The organism is Archangium violaceum, from assembly GCF_016859125.1.
In the GTDB taxonomy this organism is placed as follows: Bacteria; Myxococcota; Myxococcia; order Myxococcales; family Myxococcaceae; genus Archangium; species Archangium violaceum_A.
In genome coordinates this window covers 5,048,485-5,065,343 of sequence record NZ_CP069338.1, presented here as the reverse complement: position 1 = coordinate 5,065,343, position 16,859 = coordinate 5,048,485, and the positions used below count along the sequence as shown (strand labels likewise).

The window sequence follows — 16,859 nt, the reverse complement described above, 5'->3', positions numbered from 1 at the left end:
GCGGCCTGCTCGCATTTCGGGAATGAATGTGAGAGCACCCTGTCCTGCCCCCTCGACAGGAACTGCCCATGCCGTTCCCGCGGCTCCGCTGGAGCCTCCTGCTCGCTCTCGTGTGCCTGCTCATGCCTGGCCTCTCGCCCGGTGCACAGCCGAAACGCAAACGGACCAAGCCCCCGTCGAAGCAGCTCGTCACCCTCCCGGGCGGCGAGTCGCTGCGCCGTGACGCCGCGGCCGCCTTCCTGCGGATGTCCACGGCGGCCCGCGCCGAGGGCATCCGGCTCTGGGTGAACAGCGGCTACCGCACCCGCCGGCAGCAACGCCTGCTGTACGAGCGCTATCGCATGGGCCTCGGCCCCCAGGCGGCGCGCCCCGGCCGCTCCAACCACCAGCGAGGCCTCGCGGTGGACATCGTCGTGGGGGACGAGGACACCCCCACCTATCGGTGGCTCGAGGCCAACGCGTGCCTTCATGGCTTCCGGCGCACGGTGCCCTCGGAGCCGTGGCATTGGGAGTACCGGCCCCGCTCCACCCGCGCGCCCGCTCCGGGCACCGACTGCCTCGGCCAACCCCTGCCGTCGAAGGAGCCGGAGCGGACGGCCTCCTCCTCCTGAAGTCCGAAGTGTGAAGTCCGGAGTGCTCGCTTTCGGGCAACTCCCCCGTCCAACCGTGCCCGTCCCACTCTCGGCTGTTGAGAGTGCTCGTTGGAGAGCACTTCCAATGTCTTGCTGTGTCATGGGCGTACTCATTTAGAAGGCAAACGAACGGGGCGAGCACCACTGTGGGCTGCCTGCCCATGATCGCCCTCCTGCTCACAGCCCAGCTCTGGAATGCCAGCACTCCCGCTGGAGCGACGCTGGCCCAAGCGGAACCTCCCACCGCCATCCAGCCCTTCCAACCCGAGGTCTCCGACCTGTTGCTGGCGTCCCTCCCACCCGCGCCGGTGCAGGTGGGCTCCTGGGATGAGGCGTTCGAGTTGCTTCGCCAACGCTCCACGGACCTGCGCGTCGCGCTGGCCCAGGTGGAGGCCGCCGCGGGCCAGCGGCGCGCGGCACTCGCCGGACTGCTGCCCGCCCTCAATGGCTCGGTCTCCGTCCAATACAACGTGCTCGACCCGGACTCGACGCCCGTCCTTGGAGGAGGAGGAGTCGGCGGGGGAATCGGCGGAGGCACCGGAGCAACGGGCGGGACCACCTCGCCGCTGGGCACGGCCGTCCTGACGGCCGCCGTGCCCTTGTTCAACCTGCGGGCCATCCAGTCCCTGCGCTCGGCGAATGCCTCGCGCCGCGCCGCCGAGCTGTCCCTGGACGAAACGCGGCGCCAGCTCACCGGAGCCCTGGCCCGGGCGCTGGCGCGGGTGGCTTCCTCCGAGCGGCTCTCCGAGGTGAATCGCGTCAACCTGCGCTCGGCCCTGGAGCGGCTGGCGCTCGCCCAGCGGAGGCTGGAGCTGGGCGCGGGAACCCAGCTGGACGTCATCCGCCTGCGACAGGACGCGGAGTCGGCGCGCCTGGCGGTGGTGTCCGGGGACGAGTCGCTGCGGCAGGCGCGGGATACGCTGGGGTTGGTGCTGGGACAGGAGCAGCCGGTGGGACTCTCGCGCGGCGTCTCCCTGGAGGAGCTGCTGCAACGCGGCCAGCAGGAGTGCCGCAGGGTGGAAGGTGTGGAGGCCCGGGCGGACGTGGCGGCGGCGCGCGCACGCCTGGAAGCGGCCGAGCGCAACGTGTCGGCGGCCCAGGCGCAGTATTGGCCCACGCTGGATGCGCAGAGCACCGCGCTGGCCCTCACGGTGGATCCCGGCTTCGCGCGGGTGCCCGTGTGGAACATCGGCGCGGTGCTCTCCGTGCCCCTCTACGCGGGCGGCGGGCGCGGGGCGCTCGTGCAGCAGGCCCGGGCCCAGGAGGAAGCGATCCGCCAGGAGGTGGTGTCGCGGCAGCGCGCGGCATCGGTGGAGGTGACGCAGACACAGCGAGAGGTGGACGTGGCGCGGGCGGAGCGGGAGATCGCCGCCCGGGCGCGCGAGCTCGCCGCGGAGAATGACCGGCTCACCCGCCGCGCCTTCGAGGTGGGCGCCGGGACGAGCCAGGACCTGGTGGTGTCCGCGGCGGCGCTGCGGCAGGCGGAGCTGAATCTGGTGGTGAGTGAGTTCCAGTTGTTCCAGGCGCGGATGGAGGCATTCCTCGCGGAGGCAGCATGCGACTGGTGAGGCAGGGAGTGAGGGGGATGTGGTGGGTGGCCCTCGTGCTGGCCGGGTGCCAGGGCTCCAATGGCAAACAAGGCCCGCAGCAGGGAGGACCCGGAGGGCCGGGGGCCGGACAGCCGATGGCGGTGGAGGTGATGGAGCTGAGACCGGGACCGGTGCGAGACACCGGGGAGTACCTGGGAACGCTCATCTCCCGCCGCAGCATCACCGTCTATCCCCAGGTGGCCGGGTACGTGCAGCGCATCACGGTGAAGCCCGGCGAGCAGGTGAAGCGGGGGCAGGCGCTGCTGGAGGTGGACCCGAGGCGCGAGCAGGCCAGCGTGCAGAGCGCCCAGGCCCAACGCAGATCTGCCCTGGCCCAGCGGGAGTTCGCCCGGAACACCCGCGAGCGCGCCGAGCAACTCCTGCGCGAGGGCCTCATGAGCCGTCAGGACTATGAGCAGGCGGTGGCCCAGGCGACGGCGGCCGAGGCCAGTGCTCGCTCGGCGGAGGCCCAGCTCCGGTCGGAGCAGGTGGAGCTCGGCTTCTACCGGGTGCAGGCGCCCTTCGAGGGCGTGGTGGGCGACATCCCCGTGAAGGTGGGCGATTACGTCACCCCGCAGACAGCGCTGACGAGCGTGAACCAGGGCGAGGCGCTGGAGGTCTCCATCGCGGTGCCGCCGGAGCGCGCCGCGCAGGTGGAGGTGGGAAGCACGCTGGTGGAGGTGCTGAACGACGAGGGCAGGCCGGTGGTGAGCGCCCCCGTCTTCTTCGTGTCCCCCACGCCCAACACGCGCACGCAGTTGGTGGAGCTCAAGGCCGCCTTCGACAACACGGTGGGGCTGCGCCCGGGCCAGTTGGTGCACGTCCAGGTGGTGTACGACACGCGCGAGTCGCTGCGGCTGCCCACCTACGCGGTGACGCAGCAGAGCAGCCAGTTCTTCGCCATGGTGGCGGCACAGGCCGATGGGGGTGCCACCATCGCGCAGCGCCGGCCGATCAACGTGGGCGAGCTCCAGGACAATCATTACGAGCTCCTCGAGGGCCTGGAGGAAGGGACGCAGGTCATCGTCGGCTCGCTGCAGGCCATCCGGGATGGCCAGCCCATCCAGCCCAAGCCAGTGCGGCAGCCCCAGGGCGAGGGCCAGGGCGTGGGCGGCGCCGCGGACGCGGGCACGGGCGGCGCGGGCCCTGGGGGTACCGGGGACGCGGGCACGGGTCCGGACGGAGGCAGGTGAGAGCACATGTTCACCGATACCTTCATCCGCCGGCCCATCCTCGCCAGCGTCATCTCCATCCTCATCACGCTGGTGGGAGCCATCTCCATTCCCAGCCTGCCGGTCGAGCAGTACCCCAACCTCGCCGCGCCCCAGGTGACGGTGACGGCCAACTACATCGGGGCCTCCGCCGAGGTGGTGGAGAGCGCGGTGACGACGGTGCTGGAGCGACAGCTCAACGGCCTGGAGGGCATGCGCTACATCTCCTCCACCAGCAGCAACAACGGCACCAGCAGCATCACCGTCACCTTCGAGCCGGAGCGGGACCTGGACGTCGCCGCGGTGGACGTGCAGAACCGGGTGGCCACCGCCTCGGCGCGGCTGCCCGCCGAGGTGAACGCGCTGGGCATCACCATCAACAAGACGCAGTCGCAGCTGCTCATGTCCTTCGGTCTGTATGACAAGGAAGGGCGCTACGACACGGGCTTCCTCAGCAACTACGCGGACGTCTACATCCGCGACGCGCTGCTGCGAGTGCAGGGCGTGGGCGACGTGCGCATCTTCGGCGAGCGCCGCTTCGCCATGCGGCTGTGGTTGGACCCCACGGAGCTGTCGAGCCGGGGCCTCACGGCGCAGGACGTGGTGAACGCCCTGCGCGAGCAGAACGTGCAGGTGGCCGCGGGCCAGGTGGGCCAGCCCCCCGCGCCCCAGGGACAGTCATATCAAATCAACGTGCAGGTGCTCGGCCAGCTCTCCACGCCGGAGCAGTTCGGGGACATCGTGGTGCAGCGCGGCGAGGACGGCTCGCTGGTGCAGGTGAAGCACATCGGCCGGGTGGAGCTGGGGGCGGAGAACTACAACCAACTCCTGCGCTTCAACGGCCGCGACGCGGTGGGCCTGGGCATCTTCCAGCTCCCCGGCTCCAACGCGCTGGACGTGCGCGAGGGGGTGGTGGCCGAGCTGGAGCGGCTCTCGGCCAACTTCCCGCCGGGCATGGTCTACGAGCGGGCCTTCGACACCACGCAGGCGGTGGAGGAGTCCATCAACGAGGTGCTGCACACGCTGCTCGAGGCCATCGCGCTGGTCGTCCTCGTCATCTTCATCTTCCTGCACGGCTGGCGCAGCATGCTCGTGGTGGCCACGACGCTGCCGGTGTCGCTGGTGGGCACCTTCGCCTTCGTGAGCGCGTTCGGCTTCTCCATCAACACGCTGACGCTGTTCGGCCTGACGCTGGCCACGGGTCTGGTCGTGGACGACGCCATCGTGGTCATCGAGAACGTCGAGCGCCTCATGGCGGAGGAGAACCTGAACGCGCGCGAGGCGACCCACCGGAGCATGAAGCAGGTGGCGAGCGCGCTGGTGGCGATCGCGCTGGTGCTCTCCGCGGTGTTCGTCCCGGTGGCCTTCTTCCCGGGCACCACGGGCTCCATCTACCGGCAGTTCGCGCTCACCCTCGCCTTCTCCATCAGCCTGTCGGCCCTGGTGGCCCTCACGCTGTCACCCGCCCTGTGCGCCCGGCTGCTGCGGCCCCACGAGGGCCAGAAGTGGCGCGTCTTCCGCTGGGTGGACCAGGGCATGGAGCGCTTCCGGAGCGGCTACGCGCGCTTCCTGGGCAAGCTGCTGGGGCCCACCGCCCGGTGGGTGGTGCTGGGCGTCTTCGTGGTGTTCCTGGGCATCACCGCGGTGCTCTACCGCGTCACCCCCACGGGCTTCATCCCCGAGGAGGACCAGGGCTACCTCATCGTCGCCATCCAGGGTCCGGAGGGCACGTCCCTGGACTACACGCGGCGGGTGCTCATCCAGGCCGAGGAGGTGCTGCGCCAGCAGAAGGAGGTGAAGGACATCTTCACCGTGGGCGGCTTCTCGGTGCTGGGCTCCGGCCCCAACTACGGCGTCCTCTTCGTCAACCTCGCCCCCTGGGAAGAGCGCGAGGAAGCGGAGCAGAGCGTGGCGGGTCTGGTGAACCGGCTGCGAGGACCGTTCGCCGCCATCCCCGGAGCACGGGTGCTGGCCTTCCAGCCCCCCACCATCCGCGGCGTGGGCAGCGTGGGTGGCTTCGAGTTCGTCCTGGAGGACCAGGCGGGCAACCACACACTGGAGGAGCTGGCGGCGGCCACGCAGCAGCTCGCGGCACGGGCCAACCAGTCACCGGACCTGCGCAGCGTCTTCTCTTCCTTCACGGCCAACACCCCACTGTTCAACGTGTCGGTGGACCGGGAGAAGGCCAAGGCGCTCGGCGTGTCGCTGGACACGCTCTACTCCACGCTGCAGGTCTACATGGGCAGCCAGTACGTGAACGACTTCACCTTCGCCAACCGCGTCTACCGCGTCTACGTACAGGCGGCCACGCCCTTCCGAGACGAGCCCAGGGACATCTCCGCCTTCTACGTGCGCTCGGCCCAGGGCGACATGGTGCCGCTGGAGAGCCTGGTGAAGGTGGAGCCCGTCACCACCGCGCAGAACATCCAGCACTACAACCTGTTCCGCTCGGCCACCATCAACGGCCAGGGCGCGCCCGGCGTCAGCACGGGACAGGCGCTGGAGGCCATGGAGGCCGTCGCCCGCCAGGCGCTGCCCGCGGGCTACACCTTCGAGTGGACGGGCCTGTCGCTCGAGCAGAAGCAGGCGTCGGGCAAGGTGCTGCTCATCTTCGGCCTGGGCATCATCTTCGTCTTCCTGGTGCTGTCGGCGCAGTACGAGAGCTTCGCCCTGCCCTTCGTCATCATGCTGGCCGTGCCGGTGGCCATCCTGGGAGCGCTGGGGTTGCAGAACCTGCGCGGGCTGGCCAATGACGTCTTCTGCCAGGTGGGTCTGGTGATGCTCGTGGGCCTGTCCAGCAAGAACGCGGTGCTCATCGTGGAGTTCGCCGAGCAACTGCGGCACCAGGGCAAGAGCGTGGTGGACGCGGCCATCCAGGCGGCGGACACGCGACTGCGGCCCATCCTGATGACGTCCTTCGCCTTCCTGCTGGGCGTGGTGCCACTGGTGCTGGCCTCGGGCGCGGGCGCCGCCTCGCGCAAGTCGCTGGGCACGGCGGTGTTCGGCGGCATGCTGCTGTCCACCTTCGTGAACCTCATCTTCATCCCCGTGCTGTACACGTTGGTGGAACTGGCGCGCACGAAGCTGCTCAAGCGGCACAAGCACGGGACACCGCCGCCCACGGCGCCGGGCGGAGATGGACAGACACCGCACCCGGCCTGAGCCCCTTCCCCTCTCCCGAGGGGAGAGGGAATATTCATCAGAGATGAGGAGCCGTGATCGGTGGGACATCCGCGAGGGTGAACCCCACCGTGTTGCGGCCTCCCGTGCTCGTCACGAAGACGGTGCCGCCGTGCATCTTGGCCACGGCCTTCACGATCGACAGACCGAGGCCGTGGTTGTTCCGGCTGTTCCGGCGCGAGCCGTCGACCCGGTAGAAGCGATCGAACAGCCGCCCCAGGTGCTGCTCCGGAATGGGCTCACCCGGGTTCGTCACGGCGATGCGCACCTCGGACGCCTGTTGCGCGATGGCCACGACGATCTCCGCGCCGCGCTCGGAGTGCTCGACGGCATTGAGGAGCAGGTTGCTGGCGGCACGCCGGAACAGGGAGCGCTCGAAAGACGCGTGGGCATCCCCATCCACTCGCACCGAGACCCCCGCGTCCTCGATGAGGGCCTCGAGGAACTCGACCGTCTTCGAGACCTCCCCCGCCGCGGAGGCGGGGACCCGGTTGGGCGCCGTCTCTCCCTGGTCCGCACGAGCGAGGAAGAGCATGTCGTTGACGATCGCCCGCAGGCGCTCGAGCTCCTCGAGGTTCGATAGCAGGACCTCCTCGAGCTGTGGCGCGGTCCGCTCCTTCGCCAGCGCGACCTGCGTCTGGCCGATGAGGTTCGCGAGCGGTGTGCGGAGCTCATGGGCCACGTCGGCGTTGAACCCCTCGAGCTGGGCATACGCACGCTCCACCCGGTCGAGCGCACCGTTGAACGAGGAGACCAGGTCCGCGAGCTCACGCGGCAGGGGCGAGAGCCGCAGCCGCTGCGACAGGTCGCGCGGGCTGAGGGACTGGGCCTCCTGGGACAGGCTGCTCAGCGGCGCGAGCCCGACCTTGGCGATGCGATGGCCGAGCAGCACGACGAGCGCGGCCCCCGCGAGGCAGAGCGCGACGAGCGCCCCGGCGAAGGCGTCCAGCGTGTCGCGGAACCTCGCCGAATCCAACGCCGTGACGAGCATGACCACGGGACGCTGCTCCTTCGGCGCGATGGACCGTACGGTCGCCCGCATCACACGGCCCTCCAACTCGATCTCGAACGGCCCATCCGCCTGGGTACGCAACCGTTCGCGGAGCACCATCGGCGCGTCGCCGTACTCGAATCGCGGGTCGGGACCCAGGACCCAATACCGCACGCTGCCATCGCTGGGCGTGAGCGTGTCGAGCTTCGAGCGCACGACCTTCCACCCCTCCGTGGTGCCGTGACGGTTGACCGTCATGCTCACGTACTCGAGCCGGGTGTTCACCTCGCTGAGTTGGTGGCGGTCCAGCTCGCGCTGCAGCACATGCCGCAGGGCGAACCCCACCAACGAGAAGACCCCGAGCGAGGCCACCGCGAACATCACGGCCAGCCGTGTGGCGATGGATGCCTTCATGATGCCTCCTCGTCGCCGCGCGCCTCGAGCACGTACCCCATGCCGCGAATGGTATGGAGGAGCTTGCGCTCATGGGGCCCGTCGACCTTGGCCCGCAGGCGCTTGATGGCGACCTCGACGACGTTCGTATGGCTGTCGAAGTTCATGTCCCAGACCTGCTCGGCGATCATGGTCTTCGAGAGGATCTGCCCTTCACGCCGGGCAAGCAGTGCGAGCAGGGCGAACTCCTTCGCGGTCAATTCGAGCCGGCTCCCGGCCCGGTAGGCCTTCCGGCTGAGGAGATCGATCTCGAGGTCACCAATCCGCAGCTGTGTCGGCTCCTGCGCGCGACCGCGACGGGTCACCGCCTGCAAGCGCGCGACGAGCTCGAGAAAGGAGAACGGCTTGACGAGGTAGTCATCCGCCCCTTCTCGGAGCCCATGGACCCGGTCATCGATCCGATCCCGCGCGGTGAGCATGATCACCGGCGTCTGCTTGCGCATGCGAATGGCCCGGAGCACGGCGAAGCCGTCCATCTCCGGGAGCATCACGTCGAGGACGATCACGTCATAGTCGTGCAACAGGGCCAGGGCATGCCCGTCCGGCCCGGTCCGCGCCACGTCGACCGTATACCCCTGCTCGTTGAGGCCTCGATGCAGGTACTCGGCCGTCTTCGCCTCGTCCTCGACGATGAGCAGCTTCATGCCGTCTCCTGGTTCGGGGGCATGAGTCCCATGGTCTGGTAGAGGCGTACGAGGCGCAGCGACACATCCGCGGTCGCCTGCACCGCCTGCAGCTCGAGCGCGTAGAGGGTGCGCTCGGCGTCGAGGACCTCCAGCAACGAAAGCGTCCCCTCCGCGTACTGCCGGCGCGCGAGCCCGGCGGCCCTGCGTGCCGACTCGGTGGCGGCGGCGAGCTCGCTCCGCCGGCTCTCTCCCTGGGTGTAGAGGATGAGCGCCGTCTGGACCTCCTGAAGTCCGGCGCGCGCGGTCAGCTCATAGCTCAGATAGGCCTGCTCCTGTCTCGCGTCCGCGGCGTCGATCGTGGCGCGAATGCGTCCGAAGTCGAGGAGGGGCGCGAGCAGGTTCGCACCGAGCGACCAGAGCAGGGAGCCACCCGACAGGAAGGCGGTCACCTCGGTGCCACTCTGGAGTCCGAGCATGCTCGCGAGGGTGATGCGGGGATAACGGAGGGCCTCCGCCGCCTCGCGCCGGGCGACCGCCGCGAGCAGCTGGGCCTCCGCCGCGCGGACATCGGGCCGCTGGTTGATGACTTCCGTGGGCGCGAGGAGCACGCCGACCGCGCTCGCGCTCGGGAGGGTGCCGGTTTCGGGGAGCACTCCCCCGAGTTCAGCCGGAGTCGTGGCGAGAAGCAAGACGAGGCGGTGGCGCGAGGACTCGGCGAGCTCCACGATCTGCGCGACGCGGGCGCGAGTCTCACCCAGGGCCGTGAGGGTGCGCTCGACGTCGAGGCGGCTGGAGACCCCCTGCTCGAACCGCGCCCGAGCGATCCGAAGCGTCTCCTCCGCGGCCTTCGCGTTCGCCTCGGCGATGGTGTGCTGGGTGCGATAGAGGCGGTACTCCAGGTAGGCCCGTGCCACCTCGGCGACCAGCGCGAGCCGCACCCCATCGCGCACGGCCACGGTCGCGGTCCAGACCGCATCCGCGGCGCGAGCCTCGTTGCGCAGACGCCCGAAAACGTCGACCTCCCAGCTGGCCTCGACGCCGACCGTGGCGGCAGTCCGTTCCGCGTTGAGCATCGCGGTCCGGCCGCTGCTGATCCCCGCGGTGCCGTTGAGCTGGGGGAAGAGCACTGCCCGCGACCCCTCACGCAGCGCGCGTGCCTCGCGGATTCGCGCATCGGCGATGCGCAGATCCAGGTTCCGCTGCTCGGCCATGGCGATCAGCTCATCGAGCACCGGATCGCCGAACGACCGCCACCACGCCGCGTCGACTGGCGAGCTGGGAGCCGATGAGGGAGCCCCCTCCCACTCCGCCTGGAGCTCGGAGGGACGAAGCGTCGGCGCGGTCGAGCTCGCGCAGCTGGTGACAACGAGCAGGGCAATGAAGCTCAGGGGCCGGCGCATCACGTCGCCTCCAGTTCCGAGGGCTTGGGCAGTTCCGTGAAGAGACGATCGAGCGCCAGGTACACGACGGGCGTCGAATAGAGCGTCAGGACCTGGCTGACGAGCAGGCCGCCCACGATCGCGATACCCAATGGCTGCCGGAGCTCGGCCCCGGTGCCGAAGCCCAGCATGAGGGGAATGCCGCCGAGGAGCGCGGCGAGCGTCGTCATCATGATGGGCCGGAAGCGGACCAGACAGGCCTCATAGACCGCCTCACGAGGCGACAACCCACGCGTCCGTTGTGCGTCGAGCGCGAAGTCGACCATGAGGATGCCGTTCTTCTTCACGATGCCAATGAGGAGCACGATGCCAATCATCGCCATCACCGAGAAGTCGTGCCCCATCACCCAGAGGAGGAGGATCGCGCCGAGCCCCGCCGAGGGAAGGGTCGAGAGGATCGTCAGCGGGTGCACGAAGCTCTCATAGAGGACGCCGAGGATGATGTAGACCGCGAGGAGCGCGGCGAGGATCAGGAACGGCTGGCTCGCCAGGGAGTCCTGGAAGCCGCGCGCGGTGCCCTGGAAGTTGCGGGTGATCGCGGCGGGCATTCCGATCTCCGCCTCGGCCTGCTCGATGGCCGCGACCGCATCTCCGAGCGCCGAACCCGGCGCCAGGTTGAAGGAGATGTTCACGGACGGGAACATGCCGTTGTGGCTGATGGACAGGGGTCCCGTCGTCAGGGGCTCGAGCTTCGCGACCGCGGAGAGGGGCACCACCTCGCCCGTCCGGGGTGACCGGATGTAGAGGTAGGCGAGGCTCTGCGAGGTGCCTCGCTGCTGCTTGTCGATCTCGAGGATCACCCGGTACTGGTTGACCTCCGTCTGGTATTCGTTGATCTGCCGTTGCCCGAAGGCGTCGTAGAGCGCCTGGTCGATATCGCGGGCCGAGATGCCGAAACGAGCCGCCGCGGCCCGATCGATCGTGAGACGGGTCACGCTGGCGCCGAGCTGCTGGTCGTTCGACACGTCGCGGAGCTGCGGGAGCTGGGCGAGCTTCGCCGTGAGCGTCTCCGCCCATTCGGACAGCATGGCGCCGTCGCTGCTCTTCAGCGCATACGTGTACTGCGCGCGAGCGGGGCCACCACCGAGGTTGATGTCCTGCGCCGCGCGGAGGTAGAGCATGATGCCGGGCACCTGGGCGAGCTTCGGCCGCAGCCGGTCGATGAACTCGGAGACCGAGACATCCCGGTCCGAGCGATCCTTGAGGACGATCCAGAAGCGGCCACTGGAAGTGCTCTGACTGCCGCCCGTGGCCCCCACGGCGTTCGCGTACTCCTGCACCGCCGGATCCTGCGCGACGATCTCCGCGAGCGCGGCGTGTTTGGCGATCATGTCCTCGTACGAGATGTCCTGCGCCGCCTGGGTCGTGCCCAGGACGAAGGCCGTATCCTGCACCGGGAAGAACCCCTTGGGGACATACACATAGCTGGCGACGGCGGCGGCCAGTGCCAGCCCGAAGCCGAGCAGGGTGAGCCGCTGATGCTCCAACGCCCACTTCAGGGTCCGGTCATACGCGTCGATGAGGCGCTTCGCGAACCCACCCCCCGAGCCGTCATGGCCATGGGACAGAGGCTTCATGAACCGCGCCGCGAGCATCGGCGCGAGCGTCAGCGACGCCACCACCGACAAGAGGATCGCCGCCGTCACCGTCATCGCGAACTCGCTGAACAGGCGCCCGACGACGCCCCCCATGAACAGCAGCGGGATGAACGCAGCGATGAGCGAGAGGCTGATCGACATGACCGTGAAGCCGATCTCCGCGGAGCCGGCGAGGGCCGCCTCCCGCTGGTCCATCCCGGCCTCGAGATGCCGGTGGATGTTCTCCACCACGACGATCGCGTCGTCCACGACGAAGCCCACGGCGATGACGAGCGCCACCAGCGTGAGGTTGTTCAAGCTGAAGCCGAGCACGTACATCGCGGCGAAGGTCGAGACCAGGGCCACCAGGAGCACCGCGCCGACGATGAGCGTGGCCGACACCTGCCGCAGGAAGAGCCCCATGATCAGGACCACGAGGGCGACCGTGATGACGAGGGTGAGCTGGACCTCGTGCTGCGAGGAGCGGATCGTCCGCGTGCGATCATTGAGGATGTCGATCTCGACGCTCGCGGGGAGCTGCTCCGCGAGACGAGGGAGGGCCTCTCGAATCCGGTCGGCGGTCTCGACGATGTTCGCACCCGGCTGGCGGCGGATGATGAAGTTGAGCCCTGGCTTGCCGTTCTGCCAGGCCTGGACGTAGTCGTTCTCCGCGCCCGCGCTCACCCGCGCGACGTCACGGAGACGGACCGGCGCGCCGTCGCGGTAGGCGACGATGAGGTCGTCATAGTCCTCGGGGCGGAAGATCTGATCATTGGTCGAGAGCGTCGAGACGCGGGTATCACCGAAGAGGGCGCCCTTCGCCTGGTTGACGCTCGCCGCCTGCACCGCCGTGCGAATGTCCGCGAGCGTCAGTCCCTGGGACGCCAGCCGCGCGGGCGACGCCTGGATGCGCAGGGCGGGACGTTGCTGGCCGGTCAGGTTGATCTCCGCCACACCGGAGATCTGGCTGAGCTGCCGTGCGAGCTGCGTCTCCGCGATGTCACTGAGCTGGGTGAGAGGCATCAGGTCCGACTGGACGCGCAGGACGAAGATGGGGCTGTCGTTCGGGTTGACCTTCCGCCAGGTGGGCATGTTCGGCATCTCCGACGGGAGACGGCCGGAGGCGGCGTTGATCGCGGCCTGTACCTCCTGGGCCGCGGTGTCGATGCTCTTCTCGAGGTCGAACTGCAGGGTGATGGAGGTCGTACCGAGGGCGCTCGTCGACGTCATCTCCGTGATGCCGGGGATGGCGCTGAACTGGACCTCCAGGGGCGTCGCCACGGCGGAGGCCATGGTCTCGGCGCTCGCGCCGGGCAGGTTCGCGCTGATCTGGATCGTCGGGAACTCCGCCTCAGGGAGCGGAGCGACCGGCAGGCGCGGGTAGGCGAAGAAGCCGAGGAGGAGGATGCCCACCGTGAGCAGGGCCGTGGCGACCGGACGGACCACGAACCAACTGGAGATGCCGCGATTGGAATGAATCACCGGGACGCTCCTTTGGCGGCCCCGCCAGCGGGTGGGGAGATCTTCACCGCGCTCCCCGCCTTGAGGCGTGAGTGCCCATCGCTGACCACCGTGTCGCCCGGTGCCACCCCCGACGTCACGACGGCGAGCTCATCGTCCGCATAGGCCACGGTGACGGGAACGACGGTGGCCTTGGACTCATCGACACGAAACACGAACGAGCCCTGCAGTCCCCGCTGGACGGCGCGCGCCGAGACGACGGTGGCGCCCTGGCTCTCGCCAGCCTTGAGCTCGACAGTGACGAACTGGCCCGGCCAGAGCGTGCCCTCGGCATTGGGAAACTCCGCCTTGAGGGGAATGGTGCCCGTCGTGGGATCGATCTGGTTGTCGATCATCGTCAGGCGTCCCTCGGCCAGCACGGCCCCTCCGGCGCGATCGAACGCGGTCACGGGCGCGGCGGCCGGCTCTCGCAGCAGGGCCTGGAGCCGCGGAAGCTCCTCCTGGGGCAGGGAGAAGACCACCGCGATGGGATCGATCTGGGTGACGGTGACGAGCCCCTGGGCATCGGACGTGCGGACGACGTTGCCGGGGTCGACGCGACGCAGGCCGACCCGCCCGGTGACCGGCGAGGTGATGCGCGTATACGACAGCCGGACCTGGGCCGCGGCGAGGGTCGCCTCATTGGCGCGCAGGGTCGCCTCGAGCTGCGCGACCTGGGCCTTCTGTTGATCCACCGCCTGGCGAGAGATCGCCTCGTCACGAACGAGGTTGCCGTATCTCTCGAGGTCGATCCGCGCGGCGTGGAGTTGCGCCTCGTTGCGAGCCTTCTCGGCACGGGCCTGCTCGACCTCGGCGACGATCGCGCGGTCGTCGATGCGGGCGAGCAGATCGCCCCGGTTGACCCGCTGTCCTTCCTTGAAGGCGAGCTCGGTGAGGAGGCCATCCACCTGTGTACGGACCACGACACTGTGGAGCGACTGGACGGTGCCGATGCCACGAATGAGGTGGGGAATGTCGCGGCGGGAGACCTGCTCCACGACCACCGGGACGGTCGGCGGCCCCGCCGCCGTGCGTGGCTTCGAGGTACCGCCGAGCCACCACCAGACAGCGGCGACGGCGAGCACGATGACGGCGAGAAGACCGAGCTTCCTGGCCCAGGAGCCACGGGAGCGTTGTTCGTTCGGAACCATGTGCCCACGACTTCTAGGGACACGAGCGGGCACGAAGCTGACGCGAAGATGACAAGGGCGTCAGCTACGGCGCGCCGGGGGTGCGCCCGAACAAAAAAACAGCGGCGGGCGTTCCCTCTGGCAAAGGATCGCCCGCCGCGCACCACATCGAACCGTCAGAGGAGGAGGAGTTGACGGGTCATGTCACGGTGTAGGGCTCCCTAGAGCACGCTCCATGCCAGAGCCCAACCCCTCGATATGATTAGGGCCGCTTTTCAGACATGGTGCGTCAATGCTCCACATTCAAGAATCGAGAATGTAAAGAACCCTGACAGTTCCACATGAATCCGTTGGAGTTCCGAGCCTTTGGGAGGCACGCGCAACGGTGTCCCGAACCAGGACACCCCTGTCCTGGTCCAGGACAGTCCACCCACCCACCCGAGTCGGTCTCCACGAGAGGCTCCGGAGGGAGCGCGAGCCGCGGTGATAAGGAAGACTCCGCCCAACACCGAGGCTTTCGTGGTCCGCCCTGCCAAGCACATCGAGAATGTCCGATACGCCATCCGCAACGTCGTGGCCGAAGCGAGCCGCCTGGAGGCGCAGGGACGGGAGATCCTCTACCTGAACATCGGCGATCCGCTGAAGTTCGACTTCCGGACCCCGCCGCACCTGATCGAAGCGGTCCACCGGGCGATGCGGGACGGGCACAACGGCTATGCACCCTCGGCGGGAATCCCGGAGGCGCGCGAGGCCATCGCCCGAGAGGCCCAACGCAACGGCATCCCCGGTGTCACGCCCGCGGACGTGGTGGTCTCCACGGGGGCCAGCGAGGCGCTCGATCTGGCCCTCACGGCGCTGCTGGAGCCCGGGGAGCGCGTGCTCCTGCCCTGCCCCGGCTACCCGCTCTACAACGCGCTCATGGCCAGGCTGAGCGCCCAGGGCGTGCCCTACTCGCTCGACGAGGAGAACGGCTGGTCGCTGGACCTGGAGGAGATCGACGCGCTGTGCACGCCCGGCACCCGCGCCATCCTGCTGTGCAACCCCAACAACCCCACGGGCGCGGTGCTCGAGCGGAAGGTGCTGGAGGACCTGCTGGAGATCGCCCGGCGGCGAGGGCTGGTGGTGCTGTCGGATGAGATCTACGACAAGCTCCTCTACGACAAGGACAAGCCGCACGTGCCCGCCGCGTCGCTCGCGACGGACGTGCCCATCATCACCTTCAGCGGCATGTCCAAGGCGTACCTGGCGTGTGGCTGGCGGGTGGGATGGCTCGTCTTCAACAACGCGCACCTGATGCCGGAGCTCAAGAGCGCGGTGATGCGGCTGGCGGATGCGCGGCTGTGCGGTCCGGCCCCGCAGCAGTACGCCATCGCGCCCGCGCTGGACGGGCCGCAGGACCACATCCCGGAGATGATGAAGCGGCTGCGCTCCCGGCGCGACCTGATGGTGCGCCGCATCAACGCCATCCCCGGCCTGTCCGTGGTGGAGCCCGCCGCCGCGTTCTACGCCATGCCCCGCATCCAGCTGCCCGGCGTGCTGAACGACGAGGACTTCGTCCTGTCGCTGCTGCGCACCACGGGCGTGCTGTTCGTCCACGGCAGCGGCTTCGGGCAGAAGGCCGGCACCACCCACTTCCGGGTGGTCTTCCTCCCCCCGGAGGACATCCTCACCACCGCCTTCGATCGGCTGGAGGCCTTCGTCCGCGAGCGCTACCCGCGCTGAGGCATCCACCGGTCGCGCGCGGCCCACAAGGCCTCGCAGGCGGCCACCGCGCCCATCTGGAGCTTCACGTCGACCACCTCCGACAGGTCGGTGCTCCCCGGGTTGATCTCCACGGTCGGACGCTTGCGCGCGATCGCCTCGAGCACGGGCCCGTCGATATAGGGGAACAGGCTCGAGGTCCCGATGGAGAACACCACGTCGAAGCCCGTCGCGAGCTCCTGCTGGAGGCGCATCACCTTCATCTGCGGCAGCATCTCCTCGAAGAGCACGACCTCGGGGCGCAGCAGCGCGCCACATTGCGGGCAGTTCGGACACGGCTCCAGGCTCGAGTAATCCACCACGCGCTCGGTGAAGGAGCACTGCGTGCAGCGCAGCTCGTGGATGTCACCGTGGATGTCGATGACGTTCCTCGAGCCCGCCGCCCGGTGGAAGCCGTCGACGTTCTGCGTGAGCACCCAGCAGCGCTCGAAGCACTCCTCGAAGCGCGCCAGGATTTCATGGGCGCGGTTGAAGGTCGCCCCCCGGCAGGCGCGCTCAATCTGGTGGATGTGATTCCACGTCAGCTCGGGCCGGCGCCGGAACATGCTCCCCGAGAGCGCCACCTCGATGGGCAGGCCCTCGTCGGTGGTCTTGCCGTTGTAGAGCCCTCCGATGCCGCGGTAGGTGGGGACACCCGACTCCGCTGAGATTCCAGCGCCCGTGATGAACAGCACACTGCGGGCACGGGAGAGATGCGCGATGACGCGCTCGATCGCCTGGTCCATGGGAGGAGCGTCGCAGCAGGACGGCTCCCTCGCAAGACTCCGCGG

Annotated in this window: 11 protein-coding genes; 5 read left to right on the top strand and 6 right to left on the bottom strand. The window is 69.0% G+C overall.

Features of this window, described 5'->3' with window-relative positions:
- The first annotated feature begins 68 nt into the window (after positions 1-68).
- The 4 genes from JQX13_RS21715 to JQX13_RS21700 all read left to right on the top strand — a co-directional run bounded on the left by JQX13_RS21715 (position 69) and on the right by JQX13_RS21700 (position 6,594).
- Complete coding sequence (locus tag JQX13_RS21715) at positions 69-611, top strand: M15 family metallopeptidase (protein ID WP_203410833.1); 543 nt, start codon at positions 69-71, stop codon at positions 609-611.
- A gap of 182 nt (positions 612-793) precedes the next feature.
- On the top strand, positions 794-2,200 hold the full coding sequence (locus tag JQX13_RS21710; protein ID WP_203410832.1) for a TolC family protein: 1,407 nt from the start codon (positions 794-796) through the stop codon (positions 2,198-2,200).
- A complete protein-coding gene (locus JQX13_RS21705; protein WP_203410831.1) occupies positions 2,188-3,414 on the top strand; it encodes an efflux RND transporter periplasmic adaptor subunit in 1,227 nt (408 codons plus the stop codon). Before JQX13_RS21710 ends, JQX13_RS21705 begins: the two co-directional genes overlap by 13 nt.
- A gap of 6 nt (positions 3,415-3,420) precedes the next feature.
- Complete coding sequence (locus JQX13_RS21700) at positions 3,421-6,594, top strand: efflux RND transporter permease subunit (protein WP_203410830.1); 3,174 nt, start codon at positions 3,421-3,423, stop codon at positions 6,592-6,594.
- 37 nt (positions 6,595-6,631) lie between these two features.
- Here JQX13_RS21700 and JQX13_RS21695 read toward each other — a convergent pair whose 3' ends face one another.
- The 5 genes from JQX13_RS21695 to JQX13_RS21675 are packed head-to-tail and all read right to left on the bottom strand — an operon-like array spanning position 6,632 to position 14,349.
- A complete protein-coding gene (locus tag JQX13_RS21695) occupies positions 6,632-8,017 on the bottom strand; it encodes a heavy metal sensor histidine kinase (protein ID WP_203410829.1) in 1,386 nt (461 codons plus the stop codon).
- Complete coding sequence (locus JQX13_RS21690; protein ID WP_203410828.1) at positions 8,014-8,700, bottom strand: heavy metal response regulator transcription factor; 687 nt, start codon at positions 8,698-8,700, stop codon at positions 8,014-8,016. Before JQX13_RS21690 ends, JQX13_RS21695 begins: the two co-directional genes overlap by 4 nt.
- Positions 8,697-10,082: an efflux transporter outer membrane subunit gene (locus tag JQX13_RS21685; RefSeq protein ID WP_203410827.1), complete on the bottom strand. Its 1,386-nt coding sequence runs from the start codon at positions 10,080-10,082 to the stop codon at positions 8,697-8,699. The genes JQX13_RS21690 and JQX13_RS21685 overlap by 4 nt, the downstream gene beginning before the upstream one ends.
- Positions 10,082-13,180, bottom strand: coding sequence for a multidrug efflux RND transporter permease subunit (locus tag JQX13_RS21680; RefSeq protein ID WP_275425009.1), 3,099 nt, complete (start codon positions 13,178-13,180; stop codon positions 10,082-10,084). The genes JQX13_RS21685 and JQX13_RS21680 overlap by 1 nt, the downstream gene beginning before the upstream one ends.
- Positions 13,177-14,349: an efflux RND transporter periplasmic adaptor subunit gene (locus JQX13_RS21675; RefSeq protein WP_203410826.1), complete on the bottom strand. Its 1,173-nt coding sequence runs from the start codon at positions 14,347-14,349 to the stop codon at positions 13,177-13,179. Before JQX13_RS21675 ends, JQX13_RS21680 begins: the two co-directional genes overlap by 4 nt.
- 498 nt (positions 14,350-14,847) lie before the next feature.
- Here JQX13_RS21675 and JQX13_RS21670 point away from each other — a divergent pair, with 498 nt between their 5' ends.
- Positions 14,848-16,050 (top strand): aminotransferase class I/II-fold pyridoxal phosphate-dependent enzyme, encoded by a 1,203-nt coding sequence (locus JQX13_RS21670; protein WP_203410825.1) that lies wholly within the window; start codon positions 14,848-14,850, stop codon positions 16,048-16,050.
- Here JQX13_RS21670 and JQX13_RS21665 read toward each other — a convergent pair.
- Positions 16,038-16,814 (bottom strand): SIR2 family NAD-dependent protein deacylase, encoded by a 777-nt coding sequence (locus JQX13_RS21665; RefSeq protein ID WP_203410824.1) that lies wholly within the window; start codon positions 16,812-16,814, stop codon positions 16,038-16,040. The genes JQX13_RS21670 and JQX13_RS21665 overlap by 13 nt on opposite strands.
- Positions 16,815-16,859 lie beyond the last annotated feature (45 nt).

Excerpts from the sequence above, each read along its gene's own strand:
- JQX13_RS21690 (WP_203410828.1), bottom strand. The coding sequence starts at position 8,700 with ATGAAGCTGCTCATCGTCGAGGACGAGGCGAAGACGGCCGAGTACCTG.
- JQX13_RS21675 (WP_203410826.1), bottom strand. The coding sequence starts at position 14,349 with ATGGTTCCGAACGAACAACGCTCCCGTGGCTCCTGGGCCAGGAAGCTC.
- JQX13_RS21695 (WP_203410829.1), bottom strand. The coding sequence starts at position 8,017 with ATGAAGGCATCCATCGCCACACGGCTGGCCGTGATGTTCGCGGTGGCC.
- JQX13_RS21665 (WP_203410824.1), bottom strand. The coding sequence starts at position 16,814 with ATGGACCAGGCGATCGAGCGCGTCATCGCGCATCTCTCCCGTGCCCGC.
- JQX13_RS21685 (WP_203410827.1), bottom strand. The coding sequence starts at position 10,082 with ATGCGCCGGCCCCTGAGCTTCATTGCCCTGCTCGTTGTCACCAGCTGC.
- JQX13_RS21705 (WP_203410831.1), top strand. The coding sequence starts at position 2,188 with ATGCGACTGGTGAGGCAGGGAGTGAGGGGGATGTGGTGGGTGGCCCTC.
- JQX13_RS21700 (WP_203410830.1), top strand. The coding sequence starts at position 3,421 with ATGTTCACCGATACCTTCATCCGCCGGCCCATCCTCGCCAGCGTCATC.
- JQX13_RS21710 (WP_203410832.1), top strand. The coding sequence starts at position 794 with ATGATCGCCCTCCTGCTCACAGCCCAGCTCTGGAATGCCAGCACTCCC.
- JQX13_RS21715 (WP_203410833.1), top strand. The coding sequence starts at position 69 with ATGCCGTTCCCGCGGCTCCGCTGGAGCCTCCTGCTCGCTCTCGTGTGC.